This window comes from Streptomyces sp. SAI-170 (assembly GCF_049739565.1).
In the GTDB taxonomy this organism is placed as follows: Bacteria; Actinomycetota; Actinomycetes; order Streptomycetales; family Streptomycetaceae; genus Streptomyces.
Window position 1 is genome coordinate 2,746,726 of sequence record NZ_JBMGQD010000001.1, and the last position, 14,752, is coordinate 2,761,477.

14 protein-coding genes are annotated in these 14,752 nt (G+C 70.7%); 10 read left to right on the top strand and 4 right to left on the bottom strand.

Annotated elements, in window-relative coordinates:
• Positions 1 to 156 precede the first annotated feature (156 nt).
• Genes RKD23_RS12030 through RKD23_RS12040 form a run of 3 tightly spaced genes read left to right on the top strand, consistent with a single transcriptional unit; the run spans position 157 to position 2,140 of the window.
• Positions 157 to 618 (top strand): ATP-binding protein, encoded by a 462-nt coding sequence (locus tag RKD23_RS12030; protein WP_424853682.1) that lies wholly within the window; start codon positions 157 to 159, stop codon positions 616 to 618.
• Positions 619 to 668: 50 nt separating this feature from the next.
• Entirely contained in the window at positions 669 to 1,784 is a 1,116-nt protein-coding gene (locus RKD23_RS12035) for a hypothetical protein (protein ID WP_424853683.1), read from the top strand.
• Positions 1,781 to 2,140: an ASCH domain-containing protein gene (locus tag RKD23_RS12040; protein WP_424853684.1), complete on the top strand. Its 360-nt coding sequence runs from the start codon at positions 1,781 to 1,783 to the stop codon at positions 2,138 to 2,140. The genes RKD23_RS12035 and RKD23_RS12040 overlap by 4 nt, the downstream gene beginning before the upstream one ends.
• Positions 2,141 to 2,155: 15 nt before the next feature.
• Here RKD23_RS12040 and RKD23_RS12045 read toward each other — a convergent pair whose 3' ends face one another.
• Positions 2,156 to 3,850: an MFS transporter gene (locus RKD23_RS12045; RefSeq protein ID WP_424853685.1), complete on the bottom strand. Its 1,695-nt coding sequence runs from the start codon at positions 3,848 to 3,850 to the stop codon at positions 2,156 to 2,158.
• A gap of 141 nt (positions 3,851 to 3,991) precedes the next feature.
• Here RKD23_RS12045 and RKD23_RS12050 point away from each other — a divergent pair, with 141 nt between their 5' ends.
• Entirely contained in the window at positions 3,992 to 4,609 is a 618-nt protein-coding gene (locus RKD23_RS12050; protein WP_424853686.1) for a TetR/AcrR family transcriptional regulator, read from the top strand.
• A 93-nt stretch (positions 4,610 to 4,702) separates the two neighbouring features.
• On the opposite strand, the gene RKD23_RS12055 is transcribed toward RKD23_RS12050, so the two are convergent.
• Positions 4,703 to 6,100 (bottom strand): cation:dicarboxylate symporter family transporter, encoded by a 1,398-nt coding sequence (locus tag RKD23_RS12055; protein WP_424858221.1) that lies wholly within the window; start codon positions 6,098 to 6,100, stop codon positions 4,703 to 4,705.
• Positions 6,101 to 6,244: 144 nt separating this feature from the next.
• Here RKD23_RS12055 and RKD23_RS12060 point away from each other — a divergent pair, with 144 nt between their 5' ends.
• Entirely contained in the window at positions 6,245 to 7,864 is a 1,620-nt protein-coding gene (locus RKD23_RS12060) for a sensor histidine kinase (protein ID WP_424853687.1), read from the top strand.
• Complete coding sequence (locus RKD23_RS12065; protein WP_424853688.1) at positions 7,861 to 8,541, top strand: response regulator; 681 nt, start codon at positions 7,861 to 7,863, stop codon at positions 8,539 to 8,541. Before RKD23_RS12060 ends, RKD23_RS12065 begins: the two co-directional genes overlap by 4 nt.
• A 228-nt stretch (positions 8,542 to 8,769) precedes the next feature.
• On the opposite strand, the gene RKD23_RS12070 is transcribed toward RKD23_RS12065, so the two are convergent.
• A complete protein-coding gene (locus RKD23_RS12070; RefSeq protein WP_424853689.1) occupies positions 8,770 to 9,339 on the bottom strand; it encodes a hypothetical protein in 570 nt (189 codons plus the stop codon).
• A 316-nt stretch (positions 9,340 to 9,655) separates the two neighbouring features.
• Between RKD23_RS12070 and RKD23_RS12075 the strand changes: the two genes are divergently transcribed.
• The 4 genes from RKD23_RS12075 to RKD23_RS12090 all read left to right on the top strand — a co-directional run bounded on the left by RKD23_RS12075 (position 9,656) and on the right by RKD23_RS12090 (position 13,524).
• On the top strand, positions 9,656 to 11,014 hold the full coding sequence (locus tag RKD23_RS12075; RefSeq protein WP_424853690.1) for an ABC transporter substrate-binding protein: 1,359 nt from the start codon (positions 9,656 to 9,658) through the stop codon (positions 11,012 to 11,014).
• Positions 11,011 to 11,871, top strand: a complete 861-nt coding sequence (locus RKD23_RS12080) for a carbohydrate ABC transporter permease (RefSeq protein WP_424853691.1) — start codon at positions 11,011 to 11,013, stop codon at positions 11,869 to 11,871. Before RKD23_RS12075 ends, RKD23_RS12080 begins: the two co-directional genes overlap by 4 nt.
• Positions 11,872 to 11,876: 5 nt before the next feature.
• Positions 11,877 to 12,698 (top strand): carbohydrate ABC transporter permease, encoded by an 822-nt coding sequence (locus RKD23_RS12085; RefSeq protein WP_424853692.1) that lies wholly within the window; start codon positions 11,877 to 11,879, stop codon positions 12,696 to 12,698.
• A 109-nt stretch (positions 12,699 to 12,807) separates the two neighbouring features.
• A complete protein-coding gene (locus tag RKD23_RS12090) occupies positions 12,808 to 13,524 on the top strand; it encodes a helix-turn-helix domain-containing protein (RefSeq protein ID WP_424853693.1) in 717 nt (238 codons plus the stop codon).
• Positions 13,525 to 13,569: 45 nt separating this feature from the next.
• Here the strand turns inward: RKD23_RS12090 and RKD23_RS12095 are convergent, their stop codons facing one another.
• Positions 13,570 to 14,595 (bottom strand): ATP-dependent 6-phosphofructokinase, encoded by a 1,026-nt coding sequence (locus RKD23_RS12095; protein ID WP_424853694.1) that lies wholly within the window; start codon positions 14,593 to 14,595, stop codon positions 13,570 to 13,572.
• Positions 14,596 to 14,752: the final 157 nt, after the last annotated feature.

Genomic DNA, 14,752 nt, shown 5'->3' on the forward strand with positions numbered 1-14,752 from the left:
CGCGGGCGGTGCGCAGCCGGACGAGTAATGCGCCGATCCCTGCTTCGTCCATCCCCTCTCCCCGGACCGTGCGAGCTCTGGCCCCCATAGTGGCCCCCGGAACGGCCCCCACGTCGGCTCCCGACCCGAACGAGGGACAGCGGTTGACTGTGGAACATGCCCAGCACCCCGCCCGACGAGCCGGGCGTCCTCACACCGACCTCAGTCCTCGGCCGCGCCGTCGAGCACCGAACGATGCTCTTCGACCGCCGCCGTTCCACGCCGGCCGCCGCTCGGTCGTTCGTCGCCGACACCCTTACCCGATGGGGCCGGACGGAACGCCTCGACGACATCCGGCTGTGCGCCTCCGAACTCGCCACCAACGCCATCCTGCATGGAGCCCCCACAGGGGGAAAGGTCCTCGTACGAGTCGAACTGCACGCCACCTCGCTGCGCATCGAGGTGCACGACGGCGGCAATGGCACCCCGACCGCGTGCACGCCCCGAAGCGTCGCCGAGGGTGGCCGCGGCCTGCTGCTCGTGTCGACCGTCGCCGATCGCTGGGGCGTGGAAGAGCGGCACGGCCCCGGCAAGTGCGTCTGGGCTGCCTTTCACCACAGCGCGGTCTCCGCATGCTGACGCAGGCCCGCACCGAAGAGACGCCTGTCCGATCCCAGGGGGGACATCCCGTGACGACCCACCCCGCCTCACCGAACACCGTCCTGGCCAACGCTCTCCACCACGCCGAGGACGTCCTGACCCCACGCGTCCTGGCCACCCGACCGGAGCGGATCGTGCTGGTCGTCGGCACCCAGATCAACGGCGCCCCGCACATCGGCACCTCACTCGTGCAGTCCCTGGCCTTCGCCATGGCCGCCCGCCTGCGCGAGCGCTTCGGCTTCCCCACCGAAGTCCTCTTCAGCGCCCTCGACAACGCCCCGTACGAGCTGGCCACAGACCTCGCGACCGGCCACCGTTACCAGCGCGCGTACGCCCACGCCCTCGGCGATCAGGCACTGACGGACCTCGTCGACACCCTCTACCAGCCCCTTTTCACCGCGTTGTCTCGGCGCCTGGGCATCCCGCATCGCGTCGAGACCTACACCGAACAGCAGGCCGCCGAGCACTTCCGGCTGACCTGGCTGCGGCTCCAGCCCCGCCTCGACGCCGCCCGCTGGTGGCTGGCCCCCTCCACCGGCATCCCGCACCTGCGCATCCCCTGCCCGCTCCCCGGCTGCGGCTGGACCGAGAAGCACGCTGAACGCACCCGCGTCCACCTCAACGACCGGGAGACCGCGCAAGTGGCTGCCGTCTGCCTCCACCACGGTCCCTACCGGGCCACCGTCACGCCGACCGGAGGCGCCTACCTCGACCTGGCCACCCTGTACCGCAACCTCGTCAAGGAGCTCGCTCTGGCCGACGCCCGGGGGACCCTGCACGTCATGGTCAAGGGCGGAGACTGGGTCTTCGGGACCCACTTGGTCGACGAAGCCCTCCAGGCGGTCGGTCTGACCCGCGCCCAGCTTCCGACCCGTCTGTTCTGCCCCCAGGTCGTCACCGACACCGGTGCCAAGCTGTCCAAGTCGATGATCCGCGAGGGCCTCGCCTCCTTGCCCGAGGGAGCCGCCGATTGGATGCTCGACACGCGTCGGTGGCCCGGCACGGTCGCGGAGTACGCGGATCAACTGCTGGGCGTGACCGATACCTTGCTGTCCCACCCCCGCCACTTCTTCCGTTCGTACTCGGCCGCCGAGATCGGCCGCATGATGACCGCGCCAGCCGCAAGGAGCGTCCCCGGCCCATGACCGACACCGCCGCCCGCGTCCACGAGCTCAACCTCTACCGGCAGTACTTCGACCTTGTCGCCGCCGGCACCAAGACCATCGAGGTGCGCGTCAAATACCCGCATCTGGCCGACCTGGCCGCGGGCGACGTGATCCGCTTCCGCATCAGGGGAACCGACGAAACCTGCGAGGTCAGGGTCAAGCGGGTCACCGAGTACCCGGACTTCGAAGCACTGCTCGACGGCGAAGGCCCAGCCAACGTGAACCCGACCGCCACCCGCGAGCAGCAACTCGCCAACATCCGCACCATCTATCCACGCGAAAAGGAAGCTCTCGGCGCCCTCGCCATCGAAATCGGAGGGATCGCTGCGCGCTGACCCTGCTGCGGGAGGTCACCGACCGGTGGGCGTGACCTCCTCGGGCACCGCCTCCGGCTCGGGCTCCTCCTCCTGCGGGACAGCCTCCGCCTTCCCGCCGCGCCCCGGCAGCAGCACAGCGACCAGCACCGTCCCCACGCCCAGGATCACCGCGCCCACCAGGCTCGTACGGGCGACCGCCTCGGAGAAGGAGGAGCCGACCGCGTCGGCCATCTGCCGGGCGCCGTCGGTGAGCTGGCCGGAGCGGGCCTTCAGCTGCGCGGCCTGCTGCGGGTCCGTGACCAGGGCGGCGCGCTCGGCGAGGTTGCGGGCCTGGGCGCCGATGGCCTGGGCCGTGGCGTAGCCGGCGCCCACGGAGTCCTGGGCGGTGGCGAGGGCATCCGCGGGGAGCCCGCTGCCTCGGGTCGCGTCCGTGAGGTGGTCGGCGTAGGACGTGCCGAGCAGGGAGCCGAGGATGGCGATGCCGAGGGAGCCGCCGAGTTCGAGGGAGGTGTCGTTCACCGCGCCGCCGACGCCCAGTTCGGACTCGGGGAAGGCGCCCATGATGGCGTCCGTGCAGGGCGAGAGCGCCAGGCCGATGGCGAGGCCGAGCACGACAAGGGGTGCGACCAGATCGCCGTACGACGATCCGGCGTCGACCTGGGTGAGCAGCGCGAGCGCGGCCGTGCCGCCGACCATGCCCGCGGTGACGGTGAGCTTCATGCCGACCCGCGGGGTCAGCACACCGGTCAGGGCCGAGCCGACGAACACCGCGCCCGCCAGCGGCAGCATGCGCAGGCCGGTGTCGAAGGCGTCGTAGCCGAGGACGAACTGCAGGTGCTGGGTGAGGTAGTAGAAGGCGCCGAAGACGGCCAGGAAGAACAGGGCGACGGCGAGGTTGGAGCCGGCGAAGCGGCGGTCGGTGAAGCGGCGGACGTCCAGGACCGGGCGCGGGTGGCGCAGCTCCCAGAGGACGAAGGCGAGCAGGCCCGCCCCCGCCACCACGGCCGCGGCGATCGCCTTCGTGCCCCAGCCGAAGTGCGGGCCCTCGATGATCATGTAGACCAGCGCGGCGATCCAGACCACCGACAGCAGTCCGCCGACGTAGTCGATACGGCCGTGGTGTCCGGCCTTGGACGGCGGTACGAGGACGAAGGCGGCGACCAGGGCGACCGCGGCCACGGGGACGTTGATCAGGAAGGTCGACGACCAGCCGTGGTGCTCCAGGAGCGCGCCCGCCACCAGCGGGCCGGCGGCGATGGCGAGGCCGGCCGTGGCGGTCCACAGCACGATCGCCTTGGCGCGTTCGGCGCGCGGGAAGGTCGCGGCGAGGAGGGAGAGCGTCGCGGGCATGATCAGCGCGGCGCCGACGCCCATCACGGCGCGGGCCGCGATGACCGTGGTCGCACTGTCGGCCAGGTAGCCGAAGACGGCACCGCCGCCGAAGACGACGAGGCCGAGGGCGAGCGCGCCGCGGCGGCTGTACTTGTCGCCGATCGCGCCGAGCAGCAGCATCAGCGCCGCGTAGGGGACGGTGTAGCCGTCGATGACCCATTGCAGGTCGGCGCTGGACAGGCCGAGGTCGCGGGTCATGTCGGGCGCGGCGACGGTGAGGGCGGTGTTCGCCATCACGATGACCAGCAGGCTCAGACAGAGCACCAGCAGGGCCCACCAGCGGCGGCGGTAGGGGCCCTCCATCCGTTCGACCGGTTCGTTGAGGACGAGTGGCATGGCGGAGGCGGCCTTCCTGGGGTCGTGCGCGGCACCGGCTCCCGCTCGTGACGGGCACCGGTTGCACATGGATGTGCAATTGCTCAACACTGTGCAATCTACGACTCTGCACACCACTGTGCAAATCGAAAGGCGTGCAGAATGACAGCCATGACCACGGGCCCCACCAGCCGCGCCGACGCCAACCGGCGGCGCATCCTCGACGTCGCCCTCGCGGAGCTGCTGCGCGACCCCGACGCGTCCATGGACCAGATCGCGCGCGCCGCGGGTGTCGTACGGCGCACGGTGTACGGGCACTTCCCGAGCCGTGAGGCGCTGATCGCGACGCTGGTCGACGACGCGGTCGCGGCGGTGGAGGCGGTGCACACGGCGGCGCGGGACGGGGTCGCCGACCCGGCCGAGGCCGTGGCCCGCTCCGTGCTCGCCGTCTGGGACATCGCCGACCGCTACCGGCTGCTGACCGCACTGGCCCAGCGCACGGTCACCATGCAGGGCATCCGCGAACGGCTGGCCCCCCTCAGGCGGGACGCCGTCGCGCATCTCCGGCAGGGCCTCGACGACGGCGTCTTCGTCTCACCGCTGCCGGCCGAGGCCCTGGCCTATGTCCAGGAACAGACGATCTTCGCGCTCATGGAGGCCGTCAACGACGGGCTGCTGCCGACCGAGGAGGCCGGCCGCTCGGCCGCGGTCACCGTGCTGACCTCGGCAGGCGTGCCGGCCTCCCGCGCCGCCGCGCTGGTGCGGGAACTGATCGCCTGAGCCGTATCCCGCGTATTTCCGTTTCTCCGTACGACCGGACGCCCGGCCCCCGTTCAGGTGGGGCCGGGCGTCCGGTGGCTCGAAGGGCGCAGGTCAGGCCTTGGCCAGCTCCTCGCGCTGGTCCGGCACCTCCGCGGGGGCCGGCGCGTGGTCGTCCAGGAGGGTCTTCTCGTCGAAGGGCAGCCGGCCCGCGAGGACCTCAAAGACGCGCTCCTTGTCGATCTCCTTGGTCCAGGTGCCGACCAGCACGGTGGCGACCGCGTTGCCCGCGAAGTTGGTCAGGGCGCGGGCCTCGCTCATGAAACGGTCGATGCCGACGATCAGGCCGATGCCGTCCACCAGGGCGGGCTTGTGCGACTGGAGGCCGCCGGCCAGCGTGGCCAGGCCCGCGCCGGTGACACCGGCCGCGCCCTTGGAGGCGACCAGCAGGAACAGCAGCAGCGGGATCTGCTCGCCGAGGGACATCGGCGTACCCATGGCGTCGGCGATGAACAGCGAGGCCATGGTCATGTAGATCATGGTGCCGTCGAGGTTGAAGGAGTACCCGGTCGGGACGGTGATGCCGACGACCGGCTTGCTGACGCCGAGGTGCTCCATCTTGGCGATGAGGCGCGGCAGCGCGGACTCAGACGACGACGTCGACAGGATCAGCAGGAACTCGCGGCCCAGGTACTTGAACAGGGTGAGGATGTTCAGCCCGGCGACGACCCGAAGCAGCGCGCCGAGGACGACGAAGACGAACAGGAAGCAGGTGACGTAGAAGCCGAGCATCAGCACGGCCAGGCTCTTGAGCGCGTCGAGTCCCGCCGAGCCGGTGACGGCCGCGATGGCGCCGAACGCACCGATCGGGGCGGCCCACATCACCATCGCGAGCACCCGGAAGACCAGGCGCTGGATGTGCTCGACGCCGCGCAGGATCGGCTGCCCGGCGGAGCCCATGGCCTGCAGCGCGAAGCCCACGAGCAGCGCGATCAGCAGCGTCTGGAGCACCTCGCCCTGGGTGAAGGCGGAGACGATGGTCGTCGGGATGATGCCGAGCAGGAACTCGGTGGTGTCCTTCGCCTCCGGCGACACCTGCGCCTGGCCGGTCTCCTTGACCGCGTCGGTCACCGCGAGGCCGGTGCCCGGCTCCAGGATGTTGCCGACGGCCAGACCGATGGCGAGCGCCACCAGCGACATCGCGAGGAAGTAGACGAGCGCGATCCCGCCGACCGCGCCGACCTTGGCGGCCTTGCGCACCGACCCGATGCCCAGCACGATCGTGCAGAAGATGATCGGCGAGATCATCATCTTGATCAGGTTCACGAACCCGGTGCCGATGGGCTTCAGCTCGACCGCGAAGTCGGGGGCGATCAGACCCACGGTGATACCGAGGGCGACCGCGACGATCACCGCGATGTAGAGGTAGTGCGTGCGGTCCCGTTTCACTGCGGGTGCCGTTTCGAGGGTTCTGGCGGCCACGGCTGCCCTCCTTGACGTCGTCGTCGGCATCACCGGCGTGCGGCTCACGTCCGGGCGAATTTGGGGAATGCCGTGACTATCTCCCGGCGTGTGAGGGCGGTCACCTTTACGTTCATTGAGTTCACGCGTGACACGCATTTACTCGGCGGCGGGGCGTGGAGGCACACTGACGGCATGCGCCCCCGCCTCCCCAGACCCCGCAGCCTGGCCGGCCAGCTGTTCGCCGTGCAGGCCGTGCTGCTCGCGGTCGTCGTCGCGGGATACGCGCTGTTCACGTACGCCGGCGACCGCAGCCAGGCCGAGGAGGCCGCGGGCCGGCAGGCCATGGCGGTGGCCCGCGCCGTCGCCGACGCCCCCTCGGTGCACGCGGCGATCCGCACCTCCGACCCGACCGCGCAGCTTCAGCCGTACGCCGTGGCGGTGATGCGGGACGCCGACGTCGACTTCGTCACGATCATGAACCCGCAGGGCATCCGCTGGACCCACCCCGACGAGCGGCAGATAGGGAAACGGTTCCTCGGCCATATCGCCCCCGCCCAGCGCGGCCGGGCCTTCACCGAGACCTACACCGGCACCCTCGGCCCGTCCATGCGCGCGGTCACCCCGGTCCTGGACGGCGGCCATGTCATCGGCCTGGTCAGCGCCGGCATCAAGGTCGAGGCCATCAGCAGGCGGGTCTCCGACCAGCTCACCGCGCTCGTCGGCGTCGCGGCCGGCGCCCTCGCCCTGGGCGCGATCGGCACCTACGTCGTCAACGCCCGGCTCCGCCGCCACACCCACGGCATGAACGCCGCCGAGCTGAGCCGCATGCACGACTACCACCAGGCCGCGCTGCACGCCGTACGCGAGGGGCTGCTGATGCTGGACGGGCAGTACCGGGTGGCGCTGATCAACGACGGCGGGCGCGAGCTGCTCGGGGTGTCCGGCGAGGTGGTCGGCCGGTCGGTCGCCGACCTGCGGCTGCCCGCGCCGCTGACGGGCGCGCTGCTGTCGTCCGAGCCACGCGTCGACGAGGTGCATCTGACGGCGGACCGGGTGCTGGTGGTGAACACCTCGCCGGTGTCGGGCGGCGAGCGCCGGGGCACGGTGGTGACCCTGCGGGACGTCACCGAACTCCAGTCCCTGATGGGCGAACTGGACTCCGAACGCGGCTTCACCCAGGCACTGCGCTCCCAGGCCCACGAAGCGGCGAACCGCCTGCACACGGTCGTGTCGCTGATCGAACTGGGCCGGGCCGAGGAGGCCGTGGACTTCGCGACGGCCGAGCTGGAGCTGGCGCAGGCGCTGACCGACCAGGTGGTCGCGGCGGTCGGCGAACCCGTCCTGGCGGCCCTGCTCCTGGGCAAGACCGCGCAGGCCAACGAGCGGGGCGTGGAGCTGGTGGTGTCGCAGGACAGCTCCCTCGACGACGGCCTCCTGCCCTCGACCCTGCCCGCCCGTGACCTGGTGACCATCCTCGGCAACCTGATCGACAACGCCGTCGACGCGGCGCAGGGCGGGGTGCCGGCCCGCGTGACGGTGGCGGCGTACACGTCGGGCGCCTCGGAGCTGGTGCTGCGCGTGTCGGACACGGGGGCCGGGGTGGACCCGGCTCAGGCCGAGCTGGTCTTCCAGCGCGGCTACACCACGAAGCCGGCCGGACCCGGGGGCCGGGGCCTGGGACTGGCCCTGGTCCGGCAGGCCGTGCACCGGCACGAAGGGACGCTGACGGTGACGGAGGCCGCCGGCGGTGGCGCGTCGTTCGAGGTACGCCTGCCGCTGCGCACGGCGCCGGTGAGAGGAGGTACCGCGTGACGGGCGTGGCTCCCATCCGCGTGCTGGTCGTGGAGGACGACCCGGTGGCCGCCGACGCGCATGTCCTGTACGTCGGCCGGGTGCCGGGGTTCGTCGCGGTCGGAAAGGCGCACACGGGCGCGGAGGCCCGGCGGGCACTGGAGCGCACCCCGGTGGACCTCCTGCTGCTGGACCTTCACCTGCCGGACGTGCACGGCCTCCAACTGGCCCGCTCCCTGCGGGCGGCCGGCCATCACGCCGACGTCATCGCCGTCACCTCGGCACGGGATCTGGCCGTCGTACGGGAGGGGGTGTCACTGGGGGTCGTCCAGTACGTCCTCAAGCCCTTCACCTTCGCGACGCTACGTGACCGGCTCGTACGGTACGCCGAGTTCCGCGGGGCCGCCGGTGAGGCCAGCGGCCAGGACGAGGTCGACCGGGCCCTGGCGACGCTTCGCGCCCCTGGGCCCGCCGCCCTGCCGAAGGGCTTGAGCGCGCCGACCCTGGAGCGGGTGACCGTCGCTCTGCGAGAGGCGCCGGAGGGACTCACCGCGGCGGGGGTCGCCGAGACGGTGGGGATCTCGCGGATCACCGCCCGGCGGTATCTGGAGCACCTGGTGGAGGCGGGGCGGGCCGGCCGGAGTCCGTTGTACGGGCAGGTGGGGCGGCCGGAGTTGGTCTATCGGTGGGGGAGGTGAGCCGGGCGGCGGCCTCAGGGGCGTGGGCGGCTTCGGTGGGGGCGTCGGCTCGGGTGTAGGCGTCGGCGGCCTTGCGACAGTAAGTGCGGGCCTCGGTACGGCGTCGGTCTCCGTCGAGCAGGTCCGCCACCCGGTCACCCCAGGCCCGCACCGCCTCGCGCCCCTCCGGACGGCCCGCGGCCTCGGCGAGCGCCTGCACCGAGCCGCCCGCGCCCAGCAGCCCCGCCGTCACGGCGGAGTCAGCGCCGGTCCCGCCGGCCTCGTGTACAGCACGACCTGCACGCCGAGCCCGACCACCGCGAGGGCCTCAAGGGCGGACAGCACGACCATCAGGCCGCCGCCCTCCCCGCTCACCCAGAACACGACCAGCGCGGCCAGCGGCACCGCGCAGAAGGCCACCAGGTCCACCACGCACTGGATCGCCTTGCGGGACCTGCGCCGCGCGTCACGCCGGTGGTACACCTCCCACCCGAAGGTCGAGAACCCGCCGCCGGTGCCCGGCACTTGGGCCGCCAGCCGGGGACCCAGCTCGTCCCGCACGTACAGCCCTATCGCCGAGATCTTCTCGTCGTTGACGAGGTACGTCCATCCGAGCACGACGCACACCGGCGGCAGGGCGAGCAGCATCGCCGGCTGCTTGGCCTGGGCCGCGGCGGCGATGACGGCGGCGGCCGCGGCGAGGGTGACGTAGAGAAGGTTGTCGCGGAAGCCGATGCGGGTCTTCTGCTCGTCCTTGACGGTCTGGTACTCGGCGAGCAGCAACTGCCCGACGCTGACGTCCCGTTCACGCTCGGCCATCTCCGACGCCCCCTTCCCCCAGGACCACTTGCCAGTACTTTAAGGGGGTGCCGCACAGAGACCGCACCGTCGTCGTCCTGACCGCGCTCGCGCTGGAGTACACCGCCGTACGTGCCGGAGCGGGAGGAGCGCGTCCACCGCGACGGAACCCGCGTCGAGGTGCCTGCTGCCCGGCACGGACTGGCAGGTCGCCCTCGCGGAGCTGGGTGAGGGCCCCGATCCGCCGCAGACGCATTGACCTGACCACCCCACGCGTTTACGTTCACCACGCACCCATCCCCGGCCACAAAGAAGTGAGTCCGCAGGAGGTCTGCCCGTGCGTGTCCGCCCCACCGCGTTATTGACCACGGTCGTCGCCCTGACAGCCGCCACCCTCACCGCCTGCGGCAGCGGCTCCGGAAGTGACCCCGACACCCTGAAGGTCTCCTTCAAGCAGTCCACGGACAACTCGGTCCGGGTGATGGACGACCACCTCGCGGACGTGAAGAAGCAGTTCGAGAGGCAACACCCGGGCAAGAAGGTGGAGTTCGTGCCGATCAAGGCGCCGGACTCGGAGTACTACACCAAGCTCCAGCAGATGCTCCGCTCCCCCAAGACGGCTCCCGATCTGGTCTACGAGGACACCTTCCTCATCAACTCGGACATCACCAGCGGCTATCTCAAGCCGCTCGACCCGTACCTCGCCAAGTGGCCGGACTGGGAGCAGTTCGTCGACACGGCCAAGCGGGCGGCGAAGGCCGAGGACGGGAAGACGTACGGCGTGCCGGACGGGACGGACACCCGGGGCCTGTGGTTCGACAAGGGGATCTTCGCCGAGGCGGGCCTGCCCGCCGACTGGCAGCCGAAGACCTGGGACGACGTCCTCGACGCGGCCCGGACCGTCAAACGGCGGGTCCCCGACGTCATCCCGCTCAACGTCTACACCGGCAAACCCGCGGGCGAGGCCGCCACCATGCAGGGCTTCGAGATGCTGCTGTACGGGACAGGGCAGGACCCCCTCTACGACCCCGCCACAAAGAAGTGGGTCGTGAACAGTCAGGGCTTCAAGGACGCGCTCGCCTTCGTGGAGACCGTCTACCAGGAGAAGCTCGGCCCGGACGTCTCCACCGCGCTCGACCCCAACATCCAGACCATCGTGCGCGGCGACCTCCTCCCCAAGGGCAAGCTCGCCATCGACCTCGACGGCTCCTGGCTGCCGCAGGACTGGCTCCCCGGTGCCGGGCACGCATGGCCCGAGTGGTCGCAGAAGCTCGGCCTGGCCGCCATGCCGACGCAAGCCGGGCAGGCGCCGGGCAAAGTGAGCATGTCCGGCGGCTGGACCTGGGCGATCCCCGCCAAGGCGGCCAACCCGGACCTCGCCTTCGAGTTCATCAAGACGATGCAGACAAAGGCGAACGCCCAGAAGTGGTACGTCGCCAACTCCGGCATCGCCGTCCGCGAGGACGTCGCCGCCGACCCCGCCTACGCCGAGGCGCAGCCCGGTATCGCGTTCTTCACCGAGCTGGTCGCCAGCACCCACTACCGGCCGGCGTACCCGGCGTATCCGCGGGTGTCGGTGGCGATCCAGGAGGCGATGGAAGGGGTGACGACCGGCGACAAGTCCGTGGACGAGGCCGCGCGCGCGTACGACCAGGCCCTGAAGGAGATCACCGACGACCGGGTGATCGCCCGGTGAGAGGCCGCTCCCTCCTCCGGCTCCTCCCCCTCTCCCCCGCCGTGGCCCTGCTTCTCCTCTTCCTCGGCGGGCCCCTCGCCTACTGCGTCTACATCGCCTTCACCGACCTCCAGCTCACCGGCCAGGCCGAGTCGTCCTTCGTCGGCCTGGAGAACTTCCGTACGGCGTTCCAGGACGAGGCGTTCCTGAACGCCGTATGGCTGACGCTGGTGTTCACCGTGCTGTCCTCGCTGGTCGGCCAGAACACCCTGGGGCTGGTGCTGGCCGGGCTGATGCGGCGGGCCTCCAAGCCCGTGCGGACCCTGACCGGAGGAATCATCGTCACGGCGTGGGTGCTGCCGGAGGTGGTGGCCGGGTTTCTGCTGTACGCGTTCTTCCGGGACCAGGGCACCCTGAACGCCGTCCTCGGCCTGCTCCATCTGCCCGCCCAGAACTGGCTGTTCAGCCTCCCCGTCCTCGCGGTGTCGTTCGCCAACGTCTGGCGCGGGACGGCGTTCTCGATGCTCGTCTACTCGGCGGCGCTGAACGACATACCCCGGGAGGTCGAGGAGGCCGCCGAGATGGACGGGGCCGGGGGCTGGCGGCGGGCGTGGCACATCACGCTGCCGATGATCCGCCGCTCGATCGGCACGAACCTGATGCTGAACACGTTGCAGACGCTCTCCGTGTTCGGGCTGATCTGGGTGATGACCCGCGGCGGGCCCGGCGGCAAGTCGCAGACGCTGCCGCTGTTCATGTACGAACAGGCCTTCCAGAACAGCCTGATCGGGTACGGCACGGCAGTGGCGCTGCTCCTGCTGCTGGTGGGCTCGCTGTTCTCGGTCGTGTATCTGCGGCTGCTGCGGACGGAGGTCTGAGGGACATGGCCCGCGCACGACGCCGTCTCGCCGCCGACGCCGGCCTGTTGCTGTTCGCCGCCGCGTTCGCGCTGCCGCTCGCCTGGGTGGTGCTCTCCGCCTTCGATCCGCGCGCCGACCTGAAGGTGAAGGCGCCCGACGGGCTCACGCTGGAGCACTTCGACGCCATCTGGACCGACGACATCACCTTTACGCCGCTGCTCAACAGCCTGCTGCTGTGCGGTGGGGCGACCGCACTGACCGTGGCGTGCGCGGCCGTCGCCGCGTATCCGCTGTCTCGGTTCCGGTCCCGGCTGAACCGGCCGTTCCTGCTGACGATCCTGTTCGCGACGAGCCTGCCGGTCACGGCGGTCATGGTGCCGGTGTACGCGCTGTATGTGCGGGTCGATCTGATCGACACCAGGTACGGGGTGATCCTTTTCTTCGCGGCCTCCCAACTCCCGTTCGCCATCTGGCTGATGAAGAACTTCATGGACGGCGTGCCGAAGGAGCTGGAGGAGGCGGCATGGACCGACGGGGCGTCCGCGGCGCAGTCCCTCACCAGGATCGTGCTGCCGCTGATGGGGCCCGGGGTGGCCGTCGTGACCGTCTTCTCGTTCGTGATGATGTGGGGGAACTTCTTCGTCCCGTTCATGCTGCTGCTCACCCCGGACCAGATGCCGGCGTCGGTGAGCATCAACGAGTTCTTCGGAAATCGTGGCATGGTCGCCTATGGTCAGCTCGCGGCGTTCTCGATCGTCTACTCCACGCCGGTGATCCTGCTGTACGTGCTGATCGCCCGGCGGCTCGGCGGAGGCTTCGCCCTGGGAGGAGCTGTCAAGGGGTGACCCGTAAGTAACACTGCGTGGCGGGGAAAACCGTACGTTCATACAATGCGTGATTGTGTCCGAACAGACCGTAGTCACCACGGCCGTCACACCTCTAGCTTGAGGTCCCGTGCGCCAACCCTCAGCTCAGCCGAACCACCCCGGTCCGCCCTTCAACGCCCCGGCCGCCCGCAGACTCCGTGCCGCGCTCGGCATGGGCCCCGAGCACGTCGCCTACGGGCTGCGTGCGTCGTACGGCCTGCCCTATGTGACACCCGACCTCGTGATCGCCTGGGAGCGCGGGACGCTCAGCCCGAGCAATCCGGAGCTCACCGCGCTCGCGGGTGTGCTGTGGTGCTCGCCGGGCGAGCTCATCGGGCGGGCGCGGACCCTCAAAGAGCACCGCATCGCCCGCGCGCTGGCCCCGGAGGACGTCGCGCGGGCCGTCGGACACGACCTCGACGTGTATCTGCGGATGGAGGACACCGGCCAGTGGCGGGGCACGGACCGGCAGGCCGCCGCGCTCGCGGAGGTGCTTGAGCTGTCGCTGCCCGACCTGGTGACCGTCACCGGGCGCGAGGGCAAGCTCGCCGAGCTGCTGCGCAGCGCGGTCGCCACGCGCTGGCAGGCGTACGTGCGGCCCGTGGGCAAGATCGTGCCGCTGGAGCGGCGCCATCTGGAGCACACGCTCCAGGCGCTGCACCAGGAGTACCAGGGCCAGATGGTCGCCACCCTCAGCTGGGCGGGCGGCAACGCGGCCGACGACTCACGGGACGCCGGCCGCGACTTCCTGGACCGGATCGTCGAGCGGTTCTGGACGGCCGTCGAGAACAGCTCGGCGTACTAACCGGTACGGCCTTGAAGGCTCCTGCCGGCACGGCCTCGAAGGCTCCTAGAAGACCGACTCCGCCTCGTCCATCCGGTCCTTCGGTACGGTCTTCAGCTCGGTGACGGCCTCCGCCAGCGGCACCATCACGATGTCGGTGCCCCGCAGCGCGGTCATCCGGCCGAACTCGCCCCGGTGCGCGGCCTCGACGGCGTGCCAGCCGAAGCGGGTGGCGAGGACACGGTCGTACGCGGTCGGGGTGCCGCCGCGCTGGACGTGGCCGAGGATGACCGGCTTGGCCTCCTTCCCGAGGCGGCGCTCCAGCTCATGGGCGAGAGCGGTGCCGATGCCCTGGAAGCGCTCGTGGCCGAACTGGTCGATGGCACCCTTGCCGTAGTCCATGGTGCCGTCGGCGGGGTGGGCGCCCTCGGCGACGCAGATGACGGCGAACTTCTTGCCGCGGGCGAAGCGCTCCTCGACCATCTTCACCAGGTCGGAGGGGTCGAAGGGGCGCTCGGGCAGGCAGATGCCGTGGGCGCCGCCGGCCATGCCGGACTCCAGGGCGATCCAGCCGGCGTGGCGGCCCATCACCTCGACGACCATCACCCGCTGGTGGGACTCGGCGGTCGTCTTCAGCCGGTCCATGGCCTCCGTGGCGACACCGACGGCGGTGTCGAAGCCGAAGGTGCGGTCGGTGGAGGAGATGTCGTTGTCGATGGTCTTCGGCACGCCCACGACGGGCACGCCCGCGTCGGACAGCATGCGGGCGGCGGTCAGGGTGCCCTCGCCGCCGATCGGGATGAGGGCGTCGAAGCCGCTCTTCTCGATGAGTTCCTTGGCGTTGTCGCAGGCCGCGCGGAAGCGGTCGCGCTCAAGGCGGGAGGAGCCGAGGATGGTGCCGCCGCGGGCGAGGATGCCGCTGACCGCGTTCAGGTCGAGGGTGCGGTAGCGGCCGTCCAGCAGACCCGCGTAGCCGTCCTCGAAGCCGATGACCTCGTCGCCGTAGTTGTCGACCGCTCGGTGCACGACCGACCGGATCACTGCGTTCAGGCCGGGGCAGTCGCCGCCTGCGGTGAGAACTCCGATACGCATCGTGCTGTGTCTCCTGCTCGCTGTGGTTCCGGTGAGCCGGTTCCGATTGTTCCACGTCCCACAGTGCGCTGCCGCCTCCGCACTTGACGGGCGCCTTATCTATCGAGGGAGGTATTGTCAAGAGGGTTCTGCTCACCTCGGTGGGCGATTTTTATGA